General features: G+C 71.1%; 19 protein-coding genes. 9 read left to right on the plus strand and 10 right to left on the minus strand.

What is annotated here, in order from left to right:
• The first annotated feature begins 154 nt into the window (after positions 1-154).
• From KF745_08625 to KF745_08650, 6 genes are all read left to right on the plus strand, one after another.
• Entirely contained in the window at positions 155-472 is a 318-nt protein-coding gene (locus KF745_08625) for a hypothetical protein (protein ID MBX3358479.1), read from the plus strand.
• A gap of 386 nt (positions 473-858) precedes the next feature.
• A complete protein-coding gene (gene coaD / locus KF745_08630) occupies positions 859-1,473 on the plus strand; it encodes a pantetheine-phosphate adenylyltransferase (GenBank protein MBX3358480.1) in 615 nt (204 codons plus the stop codon).
• 8 nt (positions 1,474-1,481) lie between these two features.
• A complete protein-coding gene (locus KF745_08635; protein ID MBX3358481.1) occupies positions 1,482-2,213 on the plus strand; it encodes an MBL fold metallo-hydrolase in 732 nt (243 codons plus the stop codon).
• A 78-nt stretch (positions 2,214-2,291) separates the two neighbouring features.
• Entirely contained in the window at positions 2,292-2,852 is a 561-nt protein-coding gene (locus tag KF745_08640) for a sigma-70 family RNA polymerase sigma factor (GenBank protein ID MBX3358482.1), read from the plus strand.
• Entirely contained in the window at positions 2,849-4,195 is a 1,347-nt protein-coding gene (locus tag KF745_08645) for a hypothetical protein (GenBank protein ID MBX3358483.1), read from the plus strand. The genes KF745_08640 and KF745_08645 overlap by 4 nt, the downstream gene beginning before the upstream one ends.
• Before the next feature lie 113 nt (positions 4,196-4,308).
• A complete protein-coding gene (locus KF745_08650) occupies positions 4,309-6,135 on the plus strand; it encodes a hypothetical protein (GenBank protein MBX3358484.1) in 1,827 nt (608 codons plus the stop codon).
• A gap of 95 nt (positions 6,136-6,230) precedes the next feature.
• On the opposite strand, the gene KF745_08655 is transcribed toward KF745_08650, so the two are convergent.
• Positions 6,231-6,752 carry a hypothetical protein gene (locus KF745_08655; protein ID MBX3358485.1) on the minus strand — a complete coding sequence of 174 codons (522 nt, stop codon included), beginning with the start codon at positions 6,750-6,752 and terminating at the stop codon, positions 6,231-6,233.
• Here KF745_08655 and surE point away from each other — a divergent pair.
• On the plus strand, positions 6,751-7,611 hold the full coding sequence (gene surE, locus KF745_08660) for a 5'/3'-nucleotidase SurE (GenBank protein ID MBX3358486.1): 861 nt from the start codon (positions 6,751-6,753) through the stop codon (positions 7,609-7,611). The two genes, KF745_08655 and surE, sit on opposite strands and share 2 nt — an antisense overlap.
• 25 nt (positions 7,612-7,636) lie before the next feature.
• Here surE and KF745_08665 read toward each other — a convergent pair whose 3' ends face one another.
• The 6 genes from KF745_08665 to KF745_08690 form a co-directional block, all read right to left on the minus strand.
• Positions 7,637-8,521, minus strand: a complete 885-nt coding sequence (locus KF745_08665) for an HDOD domain-containing protein (protein ID MBX3358487.1) — start codon at positions 8,519-8,521, stop codon at positions 7,637-7,639.
• Between the two features lie 163 nt (positions 8,522-8,684).
• The gene (locus tag KF745_08670; GenBank protein ID MBX3358488.1) at positions 8,685-9,377 is read right to left on the minus strand and encodes a hypothetical protein; all 693 of its coding nucleotides are present in this window, start codon (positions 9,375-9,377) and stop codon (positions 8,685-8,687) included.
• 88 nt (positions 9,378-9,465) lie between these two features.
• Positions 9,466-10,641: a UDP-N-acetylglucosamine 2-epimerase (hydrolyzing) gene (gene neuC, locus KF745_08675; GenBank protein MBX3358489.1), complete on the minus strand. Its 1,176-nt coding sequence runs from the start codon at positions 10,639-10,641 to the stop codon at positions 9,466-9,468.
• Positions 10,638-11,750 carry an N-acetylneuraminate synthase family protein gene (locus tag KF745_08680; protein MBX3358490.1) on the minus strand — a complete coding sequence of 371 codons (1,113 nt, stop codon included), beginning with the start codon at positions 11,748-11,750 and terminating at the stop codon, positions 10,638-10,640. Before KF745_08680 ends, neuC begins: the two co-directional genes overlap by 4 nt.
• Entirely contained in the window at positions 11,747-12,493 is a 747-nt protein-coding gene (locus KF745_08685; protein ID MBX3358491.1) for an acylneuraminate cytidylyltransferase family protein, read from the minus strand. Before KF745_08685 ends, KF745_08680 begins: the two co-directional genes overlap by 4 nt.
• Positions 12,494-12,504: 11 nt before the next feature.
• On the minus strand, positions 12,505-16,266 hold the full coding sequence (locus tag KF745_08690; protein MBX3358492.1) for a DUF115 domain-containing protein: 3,762 nt from the start codon (positions 16,264-16,266) through the stop codon (positions 12,505-12,507).
• A 313-nt stretch (positions 16,267-16,579) separates the two neighbouring features.
• Here KF745_08690 and KF745_08695 point away from each other — a divergent pair, with 313 nt between their 5' ends.
• Complete coding sequence (locus KF745_08695; GenBank protein ID MBX3358493.1) at positions 16,580-17,251, plus strand: hypothetical protein; 672 nt, start codon at positions 16,580-16,582, stop codon at positions 17,249-17,251.
• A 312-nt stretch (positions 17,252-17,563) separates the two neighbouring features.
• Here the strand turns inward: KF745_08695 and KF745_08700 are convergent, their stop codons facing one another.
• Positions 17,564-17,833 (minus strand): hypothetical protein, encoded by a 270-nt coding sequence (locus KF745_08700; GenBank protein ID MBX3358494.1) that lies wholly within the window; start codon positions 17,831-17,833, stop codon positions 17,564-17,566.
• Between the two features lie 71 nt (positions 17,834-17,904).
• On the opposite strand from KF745_08700, the gene KF745_08705 reads away from it, so the two are divergent.
• On the plus strand, positions 17,905-18,153 hold the full coding sequence (locus tag KF745_08705; GenBank protein ID MBX3358495.1) for a hypothetical protein: 249 nt from the start codon (positions 17,905-17,907) through the stop codon (positions 18,151-18,153).
• Positions 18,154-18,155: 2 nt separating this feature from the next.
• Here the strand turns inward: KF745_08705 and KF745_08710 are convergent, their stop codons facing one another.
• Positions 18,156-19,607 carry a hypothetical protein gene (locus KF745_08710; protein ID MBX3358496.1) on the minus strand — a complete coding sequence of 484 codons (1,452 nt, stop codon included), beginning with the start codon at positions 19,605-19,607 and terminating at the stop codon, positions 18,156-18,158.
• 65 nt (positions 19,608-19,672) lie between these two features.
• Positions 19,673-20,854: a DUF3592 domain-containing protein gene (locus KF745_08715; GenBank protein ID MBX3358497.1), complete on the minus strand. Its 1,182-nt coding sequence runs from the start codon at positions 20,852-20,854 to the stop codon at positions 19,673-19,675.
• Between the last annotated feature and the right edge of the window lie 26 nt (positions 20,855-20,880).

Consider the following 20,880-nt stretch of genomic DNA (forward strand, 5'->3'; position numbering starts at 1 on the left):
CCCCCAGGCCGATGGTCAGCGCAGACGGGCGTTATCTCCCCCGGCCCATGCGGGCCCGCGCCCGGCCCCGGCCTCGCTTCGACGCGGGCGAACCACACGGCCACACGGGGCGCGGATCCTTCTCTCACACCCGCGATAGACAAGGAAGTGAAGTATGGCTTGGACCAGCAACCGCAAGACGGCGCGTCGGACGACCAAGAAGGCCAGCTCCGCCCGCAAGCACAAGGGCGCGCGCAAGAGCAAGGCTGCCCGCCGCACCACCAAGGCCCGCAAGTCGACGAAGGCCAAGGCCCGCCGCACGACCAAGTCGCGCTGGAGCACCAAGGCCCGCGCCACCCGCCGCACGGCGAAGAAGTCGGCCCGCAAGACCAGCGCCCGGCGCTCGTCCTCCAAGGCCCGCAAGGCCTCCCCGGCGAAGACCTTCCGCTTCTCGGCCTGGCGCGGCAACACCGCCCGCCGCCGCGCGGCCTGAGTCGCGACGGTTCCTTCCGAGACGACAACGACAACACGCAGCGGCGAGCCGGCGCAGGGACGCGCCGGCTCGTCCTGCTTTTGGGTCGGCCGCGCTCCTTCACGCTGCATCCGATAACACGCGGCCGCTCGGGGCGCACGCCCCCTGCCGCCCGCACCCGCCGCACCGCCCGCGCAGGACCACCCCCCGGCCGCGGATCCCGCTCACCCGGTGGCGGTGCCCCCGGACGAAAGGCACATCAGAGATACGAATGGCAGGGCGATGCTCATGACGCTCTGGCCCTCGGCGGGGTTTCCCGCAACGGACGTCCCGGATCGGCTGCCTCCCCGATTCGGGACGTTTTTCTTTGGCCGCGCGGCCCGCGGCCCCGGGCGTAAACTGGCCCGATGAGCCCCGCTCCCACCACCGCCCCCGGCCCCCGGCACGTCGCCATCTACCCGGGGTCGTTCGATCCGATCACCTACGGCCACCTCGACGTCATCCGTCGCGGCCGGCGGCTGTTCGATCGCGTGGTCGTCGGCGTCGGCCGCCACCCGGGCAAGGACCCGCTCTTCTCCCTCGACGAGCGGGTCGAGATGGCCCGCGAACTCATCGCCCAACTCGAGAAGGAAGAACCCGGACAGGCCGCCGTCGAGGTCGAAGCATACTTCGGCCTCACCGTCGACTTTGCCCGCAAGGTCGCCGCGGCCAACGGTTCGACGATGACCGGCATCGTCCTGCTGCGCGGCATCCGCAACCTCTCCGATCTCCAGAGCGAGGTCCAGCAGGCTCTGACCAACCGCCAGGTCGCGGGGCTGGAGACCGCGTTCGTCGTCGCCGGCCAGGACTTCGCGTACACCAGCTCCAGCCTGATCAAGCAGGTGACGGCGCTTGGCGAGGACACCGAACTGGCCGGCCTCAAGACCATGGTCCCCACAATGGTGATCGACCGCCTGAGGGAGAAGAAGATCGCCCGCGCCGCCGTGCTCGAACGGCTGCGCCACGCCGGCGGCGAGGAATGAGCGGCGCCATGGACTTCCGCGTCATCAGCATCGGCACGCTGCCCGCCCACCCCCTGTGGGGTGAGCGAGCCGGCGCCTCGGTCCGAACGGGCCACGCGACCACCACGCTCATCCGCGCCGGCAAGCGGGTGATCCTCGTCGACCCCGGCCTCCCCGAGCAGCACCTCGCCGCGAGGCTCGGTGAGCGCGCGGGCCTCTCCCCAAAGGACGTCACGCACGTCTTCCTGACCTGCTTCAAGCCCGATGCACGCCGGGCACTCGGCGGCGACCTCGGGCTCCTCGATCACGCTACGTGGTGGGTCAGCGAATTGGAGCGAGAGAGCGTCGGCGTCCCGATGGTCCGCCGGCTGCAGGAGGCCGTCCAGAACGACGACCCGGAGATGACCGAAATCCTCCAGCGGGACGTCGCCATCCTCAAGCGGTGCGAGGCCGCCCCCGACCGCCTCGCCGACGGCGTCGACCTGTTCCCCCTCCCGGGCCACACCCCCGGCATGTGCGGGGTGCTGCTCGGCGTTCCCGGGGGCCCGCGCACCGGCCCAAAGGGCCCCGGCGGGGGCACCCTCCTGGTGTGCGGGGACGCCGTCCCCACCCAGGAGCACCTCGAACGCGGGATGGTCCTCCATGGGTCGCTCGACGTCGACCGGGCCCAGGAGAGTTTCCGCGAGGCGATCGAGATCGCCGATCTGCTCATCCCCGGACGCGACAACCTGCTTATCAACCCCGTTCGCCGGGGCTTCTAGGCCCGCCTGACCCCTTTCCCCCCACGGCGGATGTCCCCCGGCGCCTCCCTCGCACCAATACCAGGTTGAGGTGATCAGTTGCCGGACTCCGCCCCCCCGTCTTCGCCCAACCCCCCGCCCTCGGGACGCGAGGTCTTCGAGATCCTCGCCCGGGAGCACGCCGACATGCTCGCGGCGTACCTGCGCACGCTTGTCTACGCGCCCGATGTCATCGACGACCTGTTCCAGGAGACCATGCTGGTCGCCTGGCGCCGGCTCCAGGACTTCGACAAGTCCCGCCCCTTCGGCCCCTGGCTCCGCGGCATCGCCGCCAACCTCGTCCTCGAGCACCGCCGCCGGTCCGCACGCGGCGTGATGTGCTGCGACCCCGAGGTCCTCGAGGCCATCGACCGCCGGTTCACCGACCTCTCCCGCTTCGCCGGGGACAGTTTCCGGGACCGCGCCGGGCGGCTCCGCCACTGCCTCGCCCGCCTTCCCGACAAGCTCCGCGAGGTGGTCGAACTCGCGTACGCCCGCGGCCTGCTCCTCAAGCAAATCGCCGAGTCCCTGAGCGCCAGCGAGGAGGCCGTCAAGAAGCGGGTCCAGCGGGCCCGTGAATCCCTCGTGCTGTGCCTGAGCACCACCGGAGGTGACGCATGACCACCCCACGCGAACCCGACGCCGTCGACTCGCCCGGTGCGGATCCGAACCTCGCTCCGCCCGACACCTCGCCCCCAACCCCCGAGCACGCGGCGGGCGACCAGTTCGTCCACGGCCTCCTCTCGTTCCTCCACATGGACTCGCGCGCCCGGCAGGATCGCCGCATGGCCCGCGTGCTGAGCGCGATCGATTCCGAGTCGGCGGTCGCCGGCCGGATCGGCCCAGCGCGCCGCCGCTTCAACTGGCGGACCGCTTCCGGAATCATCGCCGCGGCCCTGGTCCTGACCGGCGTGCTCGCGATCCTCGTCCCCACGGAGCAATCCGCCACCGCCACAGTGCAGACGTCCCTTGCCGCCCTCGATTCCGGCGGCGACCGCCGTTACGAGGTCCGTGTCCTGGCCGGACGGGACACCGAGTTCCCCAAGAACCCCATGGCCACCGTGGACGTCCGCGACCGAAGCCACGTCCTGGTCAAGGCCATCACACCCCGGGGCCACCAGATCACCCTCGGGCGAGACGACGAGGGCCGTTGGATGATCACCCCTGAAGGGGACGTCAACCGCTTCCCGCCCCGTCAAGCCTGGCCTCGCTGGCTCGACCTGGGTGAGAGCACCGTCCTCGTCGAGTCGATCGACAGCCGCCTCGAGACGATGACTCGCGACTACGACCTGAAGAAGTCGGCCCCCGAGCCGCTCCCGGGCGCAGCCGCCGGAGCCCCGACCTTCCAGCGCATTACGGCCCAGCGCACCGGCGGCCCAAGCCCCGAACCTGCTCGCATCGAACTCTGGATCGACGGCGGCTCGCGCCTTGTAAAGAGGATGGAACTCCATTGGCCCGAGGCCCAGTGGGGCCGCGATCGGCCCTTGGATGGCGGCGGACGCGAAGGCCCCGGCGGTGATCGCCCCTTCCCGCCGCGGGACCGCCGGTCCCACGATCCCGGGTTCGACGACGAGATGGACCTGCCTCCCGGTCCGCCGCCCCACGATGAACCGCCCCCGCTGCCCGAGGACGACGAACCGGATGCGGACCGGCCCCCTCTGCCCGATGGACACACCCCACCCGCCGGTCGGCCCGGACCCGATGACCGCCGCCCCCGACCGATGCGTCCCCGTCCCGGGCCCGACGGTCAGCCTCCCTTCGACGGCCCGCGCCGCCCGGGTCGCGACGGCGGCGCGATGCCCCCCCCGCAGGGACCCCGCGGCCCGCGCCCGCGGTTCCTCGACGGCCCGCCGGACTTCGCCGGCCCTCGCCAGCCCCCCCCGCCACGGGTGATGGTCTTCGAGCTCGTCGACGCCCCCGCCCTCCCGGACGGCTGGTTCTCCCCGGCTCAGCACGCGAAGTGACAGCAAAATCGACCGCCGCGCGCCCCGGATGTCCCCCGATGGTCCGCCAATGACAATCAGGTAACGACCGAGCCCCCCGGAATCCGCCGGGCCGCTCCACGGAGATTCGAGCAATGCACCCCAAGATCTGGTTCCTCGGCGCCCTGGGCTCACTGGGCCTTGCCGCAAGCCTGGCCCCGGCACAGACAGTTCCGCCGGTGCCCGTTCCCGCCGCGAATCCGATCACCGAGCCCAAGCGGATCCTCGGCAAGATCCTCTTCTGGGATGAGCAACTCTCCAGCGACAACACCGTGTCGTGCGCCACCTGCCACCAGTTCAACGTCGGCGGCGCCGACCCCCGCCGGGCCCGTAACCCCGGACTCGACGGCCTGGTCAACACACCCGACGACGTCTTCGGCTCGCCCGGGGTCGTCAAGAGCACCGCGGCGGGCGACTTCGACAAGGACGCCGTCTTCGCCCTGCTTCCCCAGATCACCGGCCGCGCCGCCAACTCGCCCATCAACGCGGGCTACTCGATCGACAGCTTCTGGGACGGCCGGGCCCGATCCCAGTTCATCGACCCGCAGACCGGGCAGGTCGCGATCCCCGCGGGCGGCGGGCTCGAGAGCCAGGTCGTCGCACCACCGGTCAACTCTGTCGAGATGGCGCACGCCGACCGCGACTGGAACGCGGTGGCCGCCAAGCTCGCCTCCTCGCGCCCGATGGCCCTGGCCACCGGTCTTCCGGCCGACGTCGATGCGGCGCTCCGCAGCCGTCCCACCTACGCCTCGCTCTTCGCCAAGGCGTTCGGCGACGGCGAGATCACCGCCCGCCGGATCGCCTTTGCCATCGCGACCTACGAGCGCACGCTCGTCTCCAACGACACGCCGTGGGACCGCTTCATCGCCGGCCAACCCAACGCCATGACCCCCGGGCAGATCCAGGGATGGCAGGCCTTCCAGGCGTCCAACTGCATCGTCTGCCACGCGGCCCCGATGTTCAGCGACCAGTCGTTCCGCAACATCGGCCTTCGCCCGATCATCGAGGACAACGGCCGCCAGGCGGTCACCGGCAACGCCGCCGACCGCGGCCGGTTCAAGGTCCCGTCCCTGCGCAACGCCGGCCTCCGCACCGGGTTCATGCACAACGGCCAGTTCACCAACATCGGCCAGGTGATCGGCTTCTACGCCCGCGCCCCAGGGGCGCCGCAGCAGTTCCCCGACAACCGCGATCCGATCATGCTCCAGGTCAACGTCCCGCCGCAGGTCGCTCCCGCGATGCAGGACTTCGTCACCAACGCGCTCACCGATGCCCGCGTCACCACCGGACAGTTCCCCTTCGACCGGGCCACGCTCTACACCCAGCGGCCCGCGGACCAGCCCATCAACCTCGGCGGCGGCACCTCCGGCCAGGGCGGCATCGTCCCCACGATGATCGCCAACGCGCCCCCGTTCATCGGCAACGCCGATTTCCGCCTGGGACTCGATCGCGCCCGCGGCGGCGCCACGGCCCGGATCGCCATGTCCTCGACCCCGCCCGTCGGCGGCGCGATCCCCCGCACCACCCTCTTCGGCCCCTTCCCGGTCTCGGGCGTGGGCGCCGGCAACGGCTTCGCCACGTTCCACTGGCCCATCGTCCCCGGCAGCGTCTCGCGGAACCAGACCGTCTACTTTCAGTGGATCGTCGACGACCCCAGCGGCGCCGGCGGAGAGGCGCTCTCGTCCGTCACCCAGGTGCGGTTCTTCTGCGGCAGCGTCGGCTGCCCGCCCGCCTGCCCCGCCGACTGGGACGGCAGCGGCTCGCTCACCACCGTCGACATCGCCGCGTTCGTAAACGACTGGACCTTCGGCATCGGCTCGGGCATCCCGCTGGGAGACTTCGATGGCAACGGCGTGCTCGAGCCCGGCGATATCGCCGCGTTCGTCCGCGCGTGGTTCGACGGACTCACCTCGGGCTGTTAGGCGCCATTCCGCCGCACCCGATCTGCAGTTCCGTCTGGACGCCTCCCCGCCCTCACCGGCGCGGAGGCGTTTTTCCTTGGCCGGACCGCGAATGATCACCGGGTCCAGATGGACCACGCATCCTCGAGAAGTTCCGGCGTGATCGCCCGCCCGCACTCGGGGCACTGGCGAGGCGGCGGCTCGGTCGGCAACTGGTCCATCGTCATCCCCGCCGAGAGGTCGTAGACGCAATACGGACACACCCGCCGCCGGCGGCTGAGCGCAAAGTCCAGTGCTCGGCGCCAACGGGCCTCCTGTACGAACCCAAGAGCGGCCAAGCCAATGGACAGCGCCGCCAGGATCGCGGTGGTCGCCGGATCACCGGGCACGTGGACAAACAACCGGGCAGCGATCACGAGAAAGAGGATCGAGGCGCCCGCCACGAGGGCAAGGACGGCGTCGCGTCGCGCCCTGCGCTTCAGGATGATGTCCTGCCTGCCCACGCGATCTGCCAGCTCCGGTGAATGCCGCACCCGCGCCATGCTGCAGGCGAAGATCCTACCGATCGGCCGCGGCGACCACATGGCCCGCAGCGGCATCCCGCCAATCGTCCACCCCCGGCGGGTACCATGCGACATGAAAGTGCTCCTGACCAACGACGACGGCCTGCTCGCCCCCGGCATTCATGCCCTGTACGAGACCCTTGTTGATTCCAAGTCCGAGTTCGGCTCGATGGTCGGCGGCGGCGGTCGCGACGACGGCGGCATCGTCTGCCCCATCGCCCCGCTCACCGTGCAATCCGCCACCAGCCACGGCGTCACCTTCAAGACCCCGCTGATGATCGACGAGGAGCGGCTAGGGTGGGGCGGCGACCCCGCCATGACCGGCATCACCGTCGAGGGCCGCCCCGCCGACTGCACCAAACTCGCCCTCACCGCGCTCTGGCCCGAACGGTTCGGCCCCGGCTCACGCCCCGACCTGGTCGTCAGCGGGATGAACATGGGCGCCAACGTCGGCATCAACGTCATCTACTCCGGCACCGTCGCCGCGGCGATCGAGGCCGCGTTCCTCGGGGTCCCGGCGATCGCCGTCAGCCTGCACATGGGACGCGGCACGCCGCGCTACGACGTCGCCGCGCGATACGCCCGCCGCACCATCGATGTCATCCTCGCCGGCGGACTCCCCCGGCCGCACGAGTGCCTGAGCATCAACATCCCCGTCACCGAGCGCGAATGGGAGGTCGAGGGCCAATGGCCGCCGATCCGGGTCTGCCCCATGAACACGCACGGGCTCAACGACGCCTACGAGCGCCGCGTCAGCCCCGGCGGTGATGTCTACTACTGGGCCGCGGGCCACGGCCTGGATTTCCGCAAGACCGGCGAGGGCACCGACGTCGAATGGCTCTGGAAGAACGCCATCACCGTCACGCCGCTGCACTACGACCTGACGCGCCACGACGCCATCCCCGCCTGGAAGGAGCGCCTCGAGGGCCGCTGACCTCCGCCGGTCCGCCACCGATCGATCAGGCCAGCATCGCCTGGACGACCTCGTTGGCCTCGGGCAGCTTCGCGCAGATCTCGTTCGCCGCGTTCAGCGAGAGCTTCAGCTCGTCCATCACGTCCGCGGGCGGCTCCACCGTGAGCATGTCCAGCCGGAACGCCCCGGGCAGCGACGCCGCGAAGTGATCCGCCAGGCACACGATCCCGGCCAGCGTCCGCTGGTCGGCCGGGAGCGACAGCGGGTTGTGGTGGAAGCCCGTGACGTTGGAGAACGAGCGGGGGAACTTCCACTTGTCGCACAGCGCCTTGCCGAAGTCCTGGTGCGTCGCACCGAAGACCTCCTCCTCGCACGCCAGCATGTCGGCCTGCGGCACCCCCTCGGGCGTCGCGTTGACCTTGCCGAGCACCTCGACAAGCCGGTGCCGGTCGTACTGGATCTCGACGACGATCCCGATGTCGTGGATCAGCCCCGCCAGGAACGCCTCGTCGGTCAGCCCGATCTTCAGCGTCTCCGCGATCGCCTTGCTCGCGGCGGCGACGCCCATCGAGTGCACCCACAGGTCCTTGGCCGCGAAGCCGGGCGTCAGCGCCCCGCCGCGGAAGAGCTTGGCCAGCGACGCCGCGATCGCGATGTTCTTCACCGCGTTGAGCCCCAGCAGCACGATCGCCCGGTTAATCGACCCGATCTGCCCCGGCAGCCCGTAGAACGCGGAGTTCACGACCTTCAGGATCCGGGCGCACAGCGCCGGGTCGTTCGCGATCACCTTGTGCAGGTCCTGCGCCGTCGACTTGGGATCCTCCACCAGCTGCACGATCCGGAGCGTGATCTCCGGCAGCGTGGCGATGTGGCTGATCTCCCGGATCGCGTTGTTGACGGACTGCTCGCGGGTCTGTGCGTCGACGCTCATGGATCGCTCCTGCCTCTGGACCGACAGCGGCTCAATGCGGCAAGATGGACCATCGGCGTGTGCGAACTCGGACTTTCGCGGCGACCCGAACGCGGAAGCACAAACCCAAACTCATCAGGCCCGTGGGGTTATCCGGACCCGCCCCCACCACCCCGCGTCGCGGCTACTCCCCGCTCCCGGCCCGGTCGCCGGCCACCACGATCGAGAAGAGACCCACGACCCCCGCGATCGCCAGCGCGGCCCCAAGGAGAACGAACTCCGCGGCGGTCCCCGGTCGCGAACCGCCCGCCGTCGAGACGACAAAGGCGTTGCTCCACTGGAACCTCTGAGCCCAGTACCCGCTGTCGGCGTACAGGTACGCGAACCCCACCGTCAGACACGTCACCGACACCGCGGCGACGCCCGCCACCGCGGCCGATCGACGCGCCGGCCGCATCAGCATCCAGAGTCCGCCCGCCAGGGCGATCGCGGTCGCCGCCCAATAGGCGCAGACGCGCGGGACCGGCGACAGCGCCGTCAGGAGCGTCGGCATCGGCAGCACCAGGAGCAGCCCGCAGCACCACTGCCGACAAGGCCCCCGTCGATGCAGCAGCCTCGCCCCGAAGAGCACGCAGAACCAGGTCGCCAGCACCAGGACCCGGCCATCCTTGACGATGCACGACATCACCGAGAACGCGGCGCCGAACACGCCGCACATCAGCCCGACCAAGTCGACCGTGACCTCGATCGATGGCTCGCCCCCGGCCCCGGATCGAACATCATCCGGCGTGAACGCCGACCCGCACTCCGGACACCTGTTCTCCGGCAGGCCGGAGAGGTCGTACTCGCACACCGGGCAGGGGAGCGCTGGATCCACATGATCTGATGCGCACTGCCCGGCGATGCGGATGCAACAGTCGCACGGCAGGCGATCGCACGCATGATGCGGCGCCGCATGAAACGCCTCAGTATCTGTTCCGCTTCCTTAACAGCCCGGCCGATCCGGGCTCCACAGTCACGTCCGCCAACACCCGCGCGATCCTCACCCCCGCGCGCCCATCGCCATACGGATGCCCCGCCCGCGGCCGATCGCCGCTCGCCGCGCGTTTCAACGCCTCCGCGATCACCCCCACACGCCCCACCTTCCCCAGCGGGACATCCGCCACGTTCCCCGCCCGCTCCCGCCCCTCCTGCCTGGGCCCAACGTTCACCACCGGCAGGCGCACCGCCGCCGCCTCGATCAGCCCCGCCGACGAGTTCCCGATCATCACCCCGCGCTGCCCGCGCCCGGCCAGCCTCTTCAGCAGCGCCACGAACCGCTCCCGCGGCAGGTGCTCCGCCTGCTTCGCCGCAGCCCCGAATCGTTCCAACTCGGACATCACGACCGTCCGCCCCGGATCATGGTTCGGCGCGAGAACCAGCACGGGCCCAAGCCCCGATCGCCGCACGCCCTCCACAACCCCCCGCGCCAGCCTCGCCTCGTCGCCATCCTCCAACCCCGATGGATGCAGCAGCACCACCACCCGCGGATCGCCCAGCCGCGCCGCCTCGGCATCCCCCATCGCCCTGATGCCCCGCAGCCCGTCGATCGCCGGCGACCCCACGACTCGCACGTGCTCCACCCGCTCCCCCATCCGCACGATCCGCTCGGCCGAACGCGCCGTCGCCGCGAGGTGCACGTGCGACAACTTGGTGATCGCGTGCCGCATCGCCTCATCGGCGATCCCCTCCGCCCGGTCACCGCCATGAATGTGCGCCACCGCGATCCCGCCGATCGACGCCGCGCTCGCCGCGGCGAACGCCTCGATCCTGTCCCCCAGCACCACCACCCAGTCCGGCCGCATCGCCGCAAACGCGCGGGCGAATCCCTCCATCCCCCGCCCCACGGCCGCCGCGTCCTCCAGTCGCTCACCCGCGCCGGCCCGCTGCATCCGAACCTCGGCCGCCACGCTCCGCGGGAACGCCGCCCGCACCTCGCGGATCGTCCGCGCCGGCGGCAGGAAGTGCGCCCCCGCCGCGACAACCCGGAGCCGAAGCCGCGGATGCGCCGCGACCGCCCTCATCACCGGCGCCAGCAGGCCGAACTCCGCGCGAGTCCCCGTGACCACCGCCACCGTGCGTCGACCACCGCGCCGGCTCATGCCCGCTCCTCGCCAAGGTCACCCTGCGTCAGCGGCATGTCCGCCTCGACCCCGCGCACCAGCACCCGCCCGAGCGTGGCGTCCAGCTCGTACGGCGGGATCCCGGTTCCCGGCCGCTTGATCGTCAGGTCCTCGCGAGCCAGCCGGTGCCCGGCGGGCAACGCCCGCGTGGTCGTCAGCGACTGCCGCGACACCGTCCGCACATCCTCCTCGATCGCGAGCACCGGCTTCCCCGGCGGGGCCGACACCGGGCAGGTCACGTGTTCCGCGCCCTCGCCCCCGGCGCCCCCGCGCCGCGCCGACAACCGCCGCTCCACCGCCTTCGCGCCGTATTCCATGAACTCCACGGGCTCCAGCGATGCCGCGTGGTCCGGCCCCGCCGCCGACCTGCTGTACGTGAAGTGCTTCTCCAGGATCGACGCCCCGCACGCCACCGCCATCCACCCAGTCTCGATCGACGGCGTGTGGTCCGAATACCCCACCGGCTCGCCGAACACCCCGCGGATCGCGGCGATCCCCCCGAGCGAGGCGTGCTCCATCGGCGTCGGGTACGCGCTCACGCACTGGAGCACCGCCAGGCGGTCCCTCGCTCCCGCGAGCCAGCCGATCGCCCGCGACACCTCGTCCAGCGTCGCCGCGCCAGTGCTCAGGATCAGCGGCTTGCCCGTCGCGGCCAGGGCCTCCAGCAACGGCCGGTTCGTGATGTCCGGCGACGCCGTCTTGTACGCGTCAAACCCGCCGTACGCGCTCGCCAGCCCCTCCGCCACCGCCACCAGTTCCACGCTGAACACCGTCACGATCGTCTGCATCCCCAGGTCCCGCGCGTGCTCCACCACCGGCCGCATCTGGTCGATCCCCAGTTCCAGACGCCGCAGCATCGCGAACGGATCAGACTCCCCCGCCCGCGACTGGTACACCGCCAGCCGCGCCGCCCGGCTCATCAACCGGTCCGTCTCGAACAACTGCAGCTTGACCGCGTCGGCGTGCGCCTCATCCGCGGCTCGCACCAGCTCCATCGCCCGGTCCACCGACCCGTCGTGGTTCACCCCCAGCTCGGCGATGATGTAGGGCGATTGCTCCGGGCCGATCTCGCGCGATCCGATCCTCATGGCCTCTCCACGACCGCACCCCCGCCCAGCACCGCCTCCGCAACACGAAGATCGATCGGCGCGTCGATGTCCACCACCGACCCCTCCGGATTGATGACGCCGCGCCGCCGATCCTCTCGGCCGAAGAACGCGTGCGGGCCGGGGCGGACCCCCGGAAGTTCCAGCATCAGCGCGCCCCTGGTCAGCGCGATCACGCCCCCATCCGGCACGAACGCGGCGGGCAGGTCCTGCCGCCGGAACACGCCGTGGTTCAGCACGTCCCCCTCCCACGGGCTCACCGCCCCCGTGCCCGCATCCACCCGCGCCGTCCACCACGGGTGGTGCTTCCCCACCGGCGCGTACGACTGCACCGAGTCCGCCCCCGTCTCTTCAAGCATCGCCACCGCCCGGTCGATCAGCCCCGCCGGCCGCACAGGAACGTTCGCGTACAGGATCACGATCGGCGCCCCCGCCGGGTGCCCCGGCACGACCGACGCCACCGCGTGCCGCGCCGCGGCGTCCACCGTCGCGCCGTCCGTCGCCAGTTCCGCCGGCCGCTCGACCACCTCGACGCCCATCCGCCGCGCCGCCCGCGCCAGGTCCGCCCCGTCCGTCGAGACCACCACCCGCGACACCCGCTCCGCGCCCTGCGCGCTCAGGATCGTCCACTCGATGCACGGCCGCCCCGCGATCATCGCGAGGTTCTTTCCGGGCACCCCCTTGGACCCCGCCCGCGCCAGAATGATCGCCAAGGCCCCGTTCATTCGATCCCTCTCTAGTACCCCATCTGCAGATCGGGGTGCCCCCCGTCGCCGAGTTTCAGCAGGTCGCGCCGCCGCTGCGTGAGCCGGCGCCACAGCGTCGGGATGCTCTCCTTCGACGCGTTGCCGATCACGCTCGCCCCCGTCGCGTGCAGGTTCTTCTCGCCCGTCGGCACCGAGCCGTCGCTGAACACCGTCATCCGCCGCCGCAGTTCGTGCTCCCATACCGGCGTCGGCCGCGGCAGCGGCGCGATCCGCTCACCCGGGATCGCCAGCGGCAGCGCATCGATCACCGCCGCACCCGCCCGCGCCAGCCACCGGTCATAGAACGGCTCGATCTCCGCGTACGTCCGGTCGCACCGCGTGATCCGCGGCACCACCCACATGCTCGGGAGCCCGCCCAGCCGCCCCCGCTCCGCCACAAGCCCCAACAGCCGCTCCAGGTTCGCGGTCGCCCGCTCGAACCGGTCGATCCCCATGATCGCCTTGTACGTCTCCGGCGTGTCCGCCATCAGGTCCACGCTCACCACGTGCGCGCCCGACTGGGCCAGCGCGACCAGCATCGCGTCCTCGCACAGCAGGTCCGTCCGCACGTGGATCCCCGCGATCCCCCGCGCCGCGGCGAACCGCACCAGCTCGATCACATCCGCGTGTAGCAGCGGATCCCCCGCCCCGCCAAACGTCACCGCCGCGTCCGTCCGCCCCGTTCCACCCTCGCCGCAGTCCGCCAGCTGGTCGATGATCCGCTCCGCGAGCGCCCGCGGCATCGGCCTGCGCTCGACCGCGCCGACCGATCCCCGCTCCCAGTGCGCCCGCCGCCCGCTCGTCCGCCGCCCGGTGCACAGCTCGATCACCATCTGCGGCGGCGAGCCCGCGGCCGTCCCGCCGCCAAGCCGCTGCCTCACCAGCGCGCCGATCGTCGCGGCCCCCGCCTCTGCCACCCCCGATCCAAGATCCTGCAGCGCCGCCCCGAACACCATCTGCCGCGGCCGCGCATCGGGCACAAACCGCAGCAGCGAATCCCGCACCGCCGGCTCCACCTGCGGGCACGTCGACCCCGCGATCAGATCCGCGATCGGCATCGCCGGGCTGTACCCCAGAATCCCGCCCAGGCTCGCCAGCGCCCCCCCGCTCTCCCACGCCCGCGACAGCGTCCCCATCAGCCCCCGCGCCACCACCATCCCGCACAACCCCGGCGGCGCCTGCGTGAAGCACGGCTTGTCCGTCCGCTCCTCCTCGAACCGCTCGATCACCTCGTCGCACAGCGCCGGGTCCACGAAGCACCAGTCCGCGCCCACCAGCAGCGCCCCATCAATGGTCCCCGCGCCGCCGCACACCCCGCCCGGCGCCGCCTCCATCACCGCCGCCATCGCCGGCGCCTCGAGCACCTCGTCGTAGCAGGTCAGGTTCGCGATCCCGCCGCGCCACGAGGTATGCGACCAGATCCGCGCCGACCGCACCGCCAGGATCCGCTCGCGGTACGCCCTGAGGTCCGCCCCCTGCACCACCACCGGCAACCCCGGGATCGCCTCCCCGGCCGCCCGCCCCGCCGCGACCGGATCGTCGGTCAGCAGCACCACCCCGCCCAGGCGCCTGCACCGCGCCAGCCTCCGAAGCGTCGTCCGCAGCACGCTCTCCCCGAGCAGGAACGGCCGCTCAAGATCCCGCGACAAGCCCAGGTTCGACCGGTCCGCCAGCACGGGAATGATCGCCGCGACCCGCCGCGTGCCCCGCCGCTCCGCTCCGCCGGCCCCCTCCGCCGCGCCGGCCCCGGGCTTCTCTCCCGGCCCCACGATCACCGGGTCGCGCGTCCGCTTCGCCTTCACCGGCGCACCCACCCGTTCGGGCAGGCACGCCACCGCATCATCAAGGATCCGCCCCAACTCGTCCGCCGCGTCCCCCAGCCACGTCACGTTGTCGATGTCCCGCTCGATCTGCCGCCGCTGCCGCTCCATCGGCGTCAGCGTCGCATCCATCTGCAGCGTCCGATCCGCCCGCAGCCGCTTGAACGCCCCGGTCTGGTTCAGCCGGTGCACCAGCGAATACGCCGGGACCAGCCCCGCCACCTCCCGCCCGAGCCGGTCGACCTCCCCGATCAGTTCGTTCACCAGCCCCTGGTCGTCATGCCGCTCCAGCATCCGCCGCAGCACCCGCGCCGCATCGCGCGACAACTCACCCACCCGCCACACATCCCGCCGCACCGCCACCACCCGCTCCCTCGCCGCGATCGCCCGACCCGGTTCCACCGCCCCCGCCCGCGGCAGCCCCGCCGCCTCCCCGGCGCCCGCGAACCGCTCGACCACCTCGCGCAGCGTGACCGGCTCCGCGTGCTGCTTCCTCACCCCCCCTTCCGTCGCGTCCAGCGTCGTCAGCCCGCGAGCCGCATCGGCCTTGAAGTCCCGCTCGAACTGCGACAGGTACACCAGCATCTGCTCGTCGGTGTACACCGGCCGACCGAGCACATCCGTCGCTGGCCGCAGGCTCCGCCGCATCCGCGCGATCCGCTCCCACTCCCGCATCTCCAGCGTGCAGAACGGCCCCAGCTCCCCCGCCCACACGCCGTGGATCGCCGCACCCGCCGAGTAGTACTGCCCATCGGTGAACCCGAGATCCTGCCCGATCAGCACCACCGGGTCGCACCCAAGGTGCCGCGCCAGGTAATACGCCAGGTGCGCCACCGTCGCCCCCGGCGTGATCTGCCCCTGCCCCGCCCGCTCCACCCGCGCTCCGGCGCCGAGCAGTTCATCCAGGAACCCGTCCGCCGCGCACCGGATCACGCCCGGGAACGCGTCGAGGATCGCCGGGTTCGCCTTCGGCTCCGCCACCAGCGTGACCCCCTCCACATCCTCCGCCGTCAGCCCCTCGTAGAACCGCCGCGAGATCTCGTGGTAGTCCAGCGCCGTGACATAGTCCGGCCGGATCCCGCGCGCCAGCAGCGTCTTGAGCACCGTCTGCACCGCCACCACCACGAACCGCCCGCGCACCGCCGGATCCGCCAGGAGATCCACGTTCCGCTTCAGGCTCGGCCCCGCGCTCACGACAATCGCCGGACGCCCCCGCGCCGCATCCTTCAACTCCCCGATCCCCGGGCACGACACGTACCGGTCGATGTTCGACGTCAGGTTCCGGATGGTCACATCTACCTGCATCATCGTCGTCACCACCGTCATCTTCACCGCGTCCACCTGCCGCGCCACCAGCGCCGCGAACCGGTCCGCCCCCTCGCCCAGCCTCTCGCGGCTGGGCGGGTGCGCGACCAGCGTCACCCCCAGCGCCACGATCTCCTCCATCCCCCGGATCGTCTGCGCCAGCGTCGCCGCGTCTTCGGCGTCCGTCAGCACGGCAACATTGCACTCCCTCAGCCACGCCGAGTGGTCCACCCGCTCCAGCACCGCCCGCAGCAGCCCCACATCCGGCTCGTAGCACAGCACGATCCCCGACCGCCCCATCTTCCGCGCGATCTCCGCCACGTGGTGCCCGACCCCAAACCCGCTGACGATGAGGCACCCGGCCGACCGCACATCCGCCCCTTCCGCCAGCCGCCGTGCCTCCTCGATCGGCCGCTTCCGGCTCCCCAGCGCCCGCGCCCCGGCCCCCGACCCGATCTGCGCACTCAGCACCGCCGCCCCCGCGCCATCCACCTCCGCCGTCGGCACGAACTCCACATCCCCTCGCGCCGCCGCCCCCCGCACCGCCCGTGCCACCTCCGGGCTTGTCCGCGCCAGCGCCGCCAGGTTCGCCTCGAGCACCGCGCCATCCGGCCCTGCACCGATCATCAACGGCTCTCTCCGACTCGCAGAAGCATGGGGTTGGGCGGGCATCAGATCGGGTGCAGCAGGCCAGGGGTTCGACACGTATCTCGAAAAGACGAACAACGATCGTTCCGACCAAAATCCCCTCTCTCGCCCTCCCAAATGGGCACCCGCGGCGGACCGCGAGGTACAACGTGGCAACGCCGAGGGTGCAGGGGCAAGAAGAGGGCAAGGGAGGGGGGAGGGGGAGGGGGAGGGGGGGCCCGCCCCTCGATGGCGCACCATATGTATCGGGCCGTTGGTCTTTTTCGGATCCCTCAACCAAGGGGCTGCAAACATGGGCCTACCGCTAGTCCTTGCTCAGCAGAGCCCCCTCGCCGGTTCCTCCTCCGTCCCCCCTCTCCCCTCCCCCCCATTCCTCGCCCACCACTTCCTGGAGAGCCCCGCCACTGTCGCCGGCACCTTCGCCATCCTGGGCGCCCTCCTCTTCTTCATCCTCGAACGCCGCGGCAAGGCCACCTACGGCATCGCCGCCGGCGGCCTGCTGGTCCTGCTCGGCGCCGCCACCGTCCTCCTCGCCTGCTCCATCGAGACCACCCGCGAAACCCTCGCCGCCCGAACCCGCGAGATCATCGCGCTCGTCGCCCGCCGCGATTCCGCGGCTGTCGCCCCGGCCCTCGCCCCGGACGTCTCCCTCGCCGTCCTGGGAGTCCCCTTTCGGTGGGACCGCGAGCGGCTCCTGCGCGCCGTCGAGGAGCGCCTCGCCGGCGACCTCGCAATTAAGGAACACTCGGTCACTTCCACCTCCGCCACCCTCGACGGCCCCGACCTCGCCCGCACCCAGGCCCGCATCCGCGTCAACCTCGAAGCCTTCGGCATGCCCACATCATCCTGGTGGCGACTGACCTGGCGCCACGACCCCGACGGCCCCTGGCGCATCATCGCCATCGAGGCCCTCCAGATCGACGCGGTCTCCCAGTCGATGGTGGCAGGCGAGGCGGGTCGGTAAGAGGGGGTTGAGGGTCAATGGCCCCTACGCTCTATTCCTAACAACTCTTTTGCATTCTTCAGTTTTCCCCAACTCATCAATGTGATGCTTGTGTGATATTTGCATTTTCGAACCGTGGGCTGTCTGGCGGTCACTCGTTGAAGATAATGAATGGGCTGCGTTCCGTCGCGTCGTATTCGACATTCCTGAGATGGTGGAGTTTGGACAACAGGTCGAAGCCATTGTCGGCCCTGCGAATCGTTGCATATTGGAATAATGACGGCGGTATGGAATGCCCGCTCTACCGCCGCCTCTCGCACTGGTTCCCTGGCCTCACCCCGCCTTGGAGTCCGCCAGCACGTCCACGTGCGAGTACTGGTCGAGGTTCACCACCACCAGTTCGCCGTCATCCCGGCGGATCTCCAGCCGATCAAGCCACAACTTGTCGTCCTTGGAGTGCGCGTACCACGAGCCCGTCTTCTGCTGCGAGAACGCCAGCACGACTCCCTCGACGGTCGTGTGCATCGTTCCCGTCAGCCGCGGAACCTGCTGCGTGACCCGCACTCGGGTCCCTGGACGATACTTGGGGTGCGCGTTCGACATCGGGCGTTAGTATACCCAAGCGTCGCTCCCGGCCCCCGGGTATCCACCTCCCTCCCCCCTCGTCATTCTCCATGCTCCCACTCATCGGGACACTCTCCGCCACCATCACCGCCATCGCCGAGGTCTCGATCCACGGCGACCTTTACGCCGACGCCGAGCTCGAGCCCCAGCCCGCTCCCGGCCAGTTGCGGCTCGCCGGCTCGCGGACGCGGGTCCGGATCCCCCTTCACGCCTGCGAGAGTGGCCGCTTCCCCGCGGCCAACGACCGCGTCGAGATCGAGCTGCTCATGGGCCAGGTCACCCGCATTCGTGTTCTCTAGCCTCACGCGATCACCTTCCCGGCCTTGTCCAGCACGGCCCGGGCTTCCTCCGGGGTGGGCGCCTCGGCGATGAGCCGCATGATCGGCTCGGTGTTGCTCGCCCGCACGTGCAGCCACGCCCGCTTGGCGTCGAAATCGACCCGCACGCCGTCCTGCCGGTCGAGTCGTTCCCTGGCGTACGCCTTCGCGATCGCCTCCAGCGCCGGAGCCGCCGACATCCCCGGCTTGAGGTCGACCTTGCGCTTCTCGATCGCGTACGCGGGGATATCCCGGACGATCTGGCTGATCTTCCGCCCATCGCGCTGCATCAGCGAGAGCACGAGCGCCATCGCCGACAGGCTGTCGCGGATGTACGTCACGTCCTGCCAGATCACCCCGCCGTTCCCTTCGCCGCCGAAGGTCGCCCCCTCCCTCTTCATCACCTCCACGACATTGGCCTCCCCCACCGCCGCGCGGAACACCTTTGACCCCGCACCCGCCAGACGCGACACCACGTCGTCGATCATCCTGCTCGTCGACAGGTTCGCCACCAGCATGGCCGGCTCGCCCACCCCGTGCATCGTCGCCCCCGGCGACCTTGCCGCCCGCCGGTGCAGGATCTCCATCGCGGCCAGGGCGAGCGTGTACTCCTCCCCGATGAACTCCCCCCGCTCATCGACGATCGCGAGCCGGTCCGCATCCGGGTCCTGCGCGAACCCCACCGCCGCCCCGTGCTGTTTGACCGCCGCGCACAGCGAGCCGAGGTGCTCCTTGATCGGCTCCGGCGGGTGCGGGAACAGCCCGGTGTCCCGGTCGCCCAGGTGCACCACGTCGCACCCCAGCGCGTCCAGCAGCGCGGCCCCGCCGATCGCTCCGGAGCAGTTCACGGAGTCCAGCACCACCCGGAATCCCCGGCGCGCGATCGCCGCCACGTCCCCGATGGCCCGCAGCACCTTGCCGGTGTGGACCGTCACCGCGGTCGTATCCGTCTCTACCGGCCGCAGGCGGTCCCACGGCGCCAGCCCGATGCGTCCTTCGCGGAACCGGTCCTTGATCTGCGCGGCCACGTCCGCGGCGGGCGCCGAGGCCGACGCCGTCGCGCTCCGCAGCCCGCGTTCGCGGACGATGCACTTGAGCCCGTTCCATTGCTGGGGGTTGTGGCTGGCCGTGATCACCATGCCCCCGTCCGCCGCGTGCTGATCTGTCATCACTCCGACGGTCGGCGTCATCGCCACCCCGAGGTCGATGACCTCGCACCCCGCCGCCGCGAGCCCCGCCGCCGCCGCGTCCCGGACGATGCGTCCGCCCGCGCGCCCGTCGCGCCCCAGCACCACCGTCGCCGCGCCCCCCGCCCGCTCGCAGAGCCAGCCGCCGAACGCGCCCGCGTACCTCGCGGCCACCTCGGGCGTCAGGCTCTCCCCGACGATTCCGCGGCAGCCACTCACGCTCACCATCAACGGTGCGTCTGATCCCATGCGTTCCTCCCGATCACCTCTCAACAGTACGAACGCCCCCCGGCCACGTCCCGCTCGCAATCCGATTACGCCGGCTCCTCTACCGCTTCGCCGTCGATCACCCCGTCCGGCTCGAGCGGCATCGCGGCGGGCGCTCCCTCCACCACCATCACCGGGAACTCCGACGCGTAGTCCGCCCGCGACCTCAGTCGCGTCCGCACGCGGATCGACCACCGGTACCGCGGCCACCCCTTCGCTGTCGCCGTGCTCGAGGGGGGCGACCCCGGCGGCGCCATCAGCGACAACTCCGCCCGCAGTGCCTGCCCGGGCTCCGCGGCGGTCTCGCCGATCGCCGCGACCCACTCGTCCACCACCGCCGTCGTCACAACCTGCTGCTTTCCACCCGAGTACTTGATCTCCGACTTCCAGCAGGTCAGGTTCAGCGCCAGTTCCTCGACGACCACAGCCGATCGCGCCACCTGCTCCAGGTGCGCCCACGCCGGCTGGCCCACCACCAGCGGATGATCCGCCACGGCGAGCAGCGCCTCGCTCACCGATGCGCCGACCTGCTTGTACACCCACGTCCGCCAGAGCGCCACCAGCGCCAGCACGCCCGTGACCCCCGCGCCGACGTAGGCGATTTCCTCCCAGGGCTGATCCGCCACGATGAAGTAGTGTGCCGCGTAGGGCACCGCGAGCAATCCCCACGCTATCAACGCTCCGATCCACGTCCACCCCCGCGCGGCCACGCTCACCCGCGGCTTCAGCACCACCACCCCCTCGGCCTGCACCTCGGGCCGTGCCGGGGCCTGCACCGAGATGGCACCGGTCAGCGTCGGCACGAGCGCCGCCGCGCCGATGATCCAGAATCCGATCAGCCCGATCATGTATCCGCGGAAGGAGCAGTGCCGCCACAGAAAGGCGACGGAGGGGCTCCCGGGGTCGTACCACACCTCCACCTTCGATCCCACGGGGTGGCGCGCCACGACCGACTCCGCCCACGCCCTCGAACCCTTCTCGCGGTGCTGCGGGGCGTAACGGCTCGACCGGTACGTTGTGCCCGCGACGTCGAACTGGAAACTCACCCGCGGCTCGTACGACCGCTTGCCCTTGGAGCCACGGTGCTCGACCACGTCGGTGTTCGTGACGATCGCGTCTGTCTTCACGACCCTCGACAGCAGCGACCACTGCGACAGGACCATGCCCGCGCCGGTCGCCACCATCAGCAGCCCGGCCAGACCCATGATGACCGCAATGAGCTTCGACACGCCCGGAGTGTAACGCACGGCTGCCG

It is taken from the genome of Phycisphaeraceae bacterium (assembly GCA_019636655.1).
In the GTDB taxonomy this organism is placed as follows: Bacteria; Planctomycetota; Phycisphaerae; order Phycisphaerales; family UBA1924; genus JAHBXB01.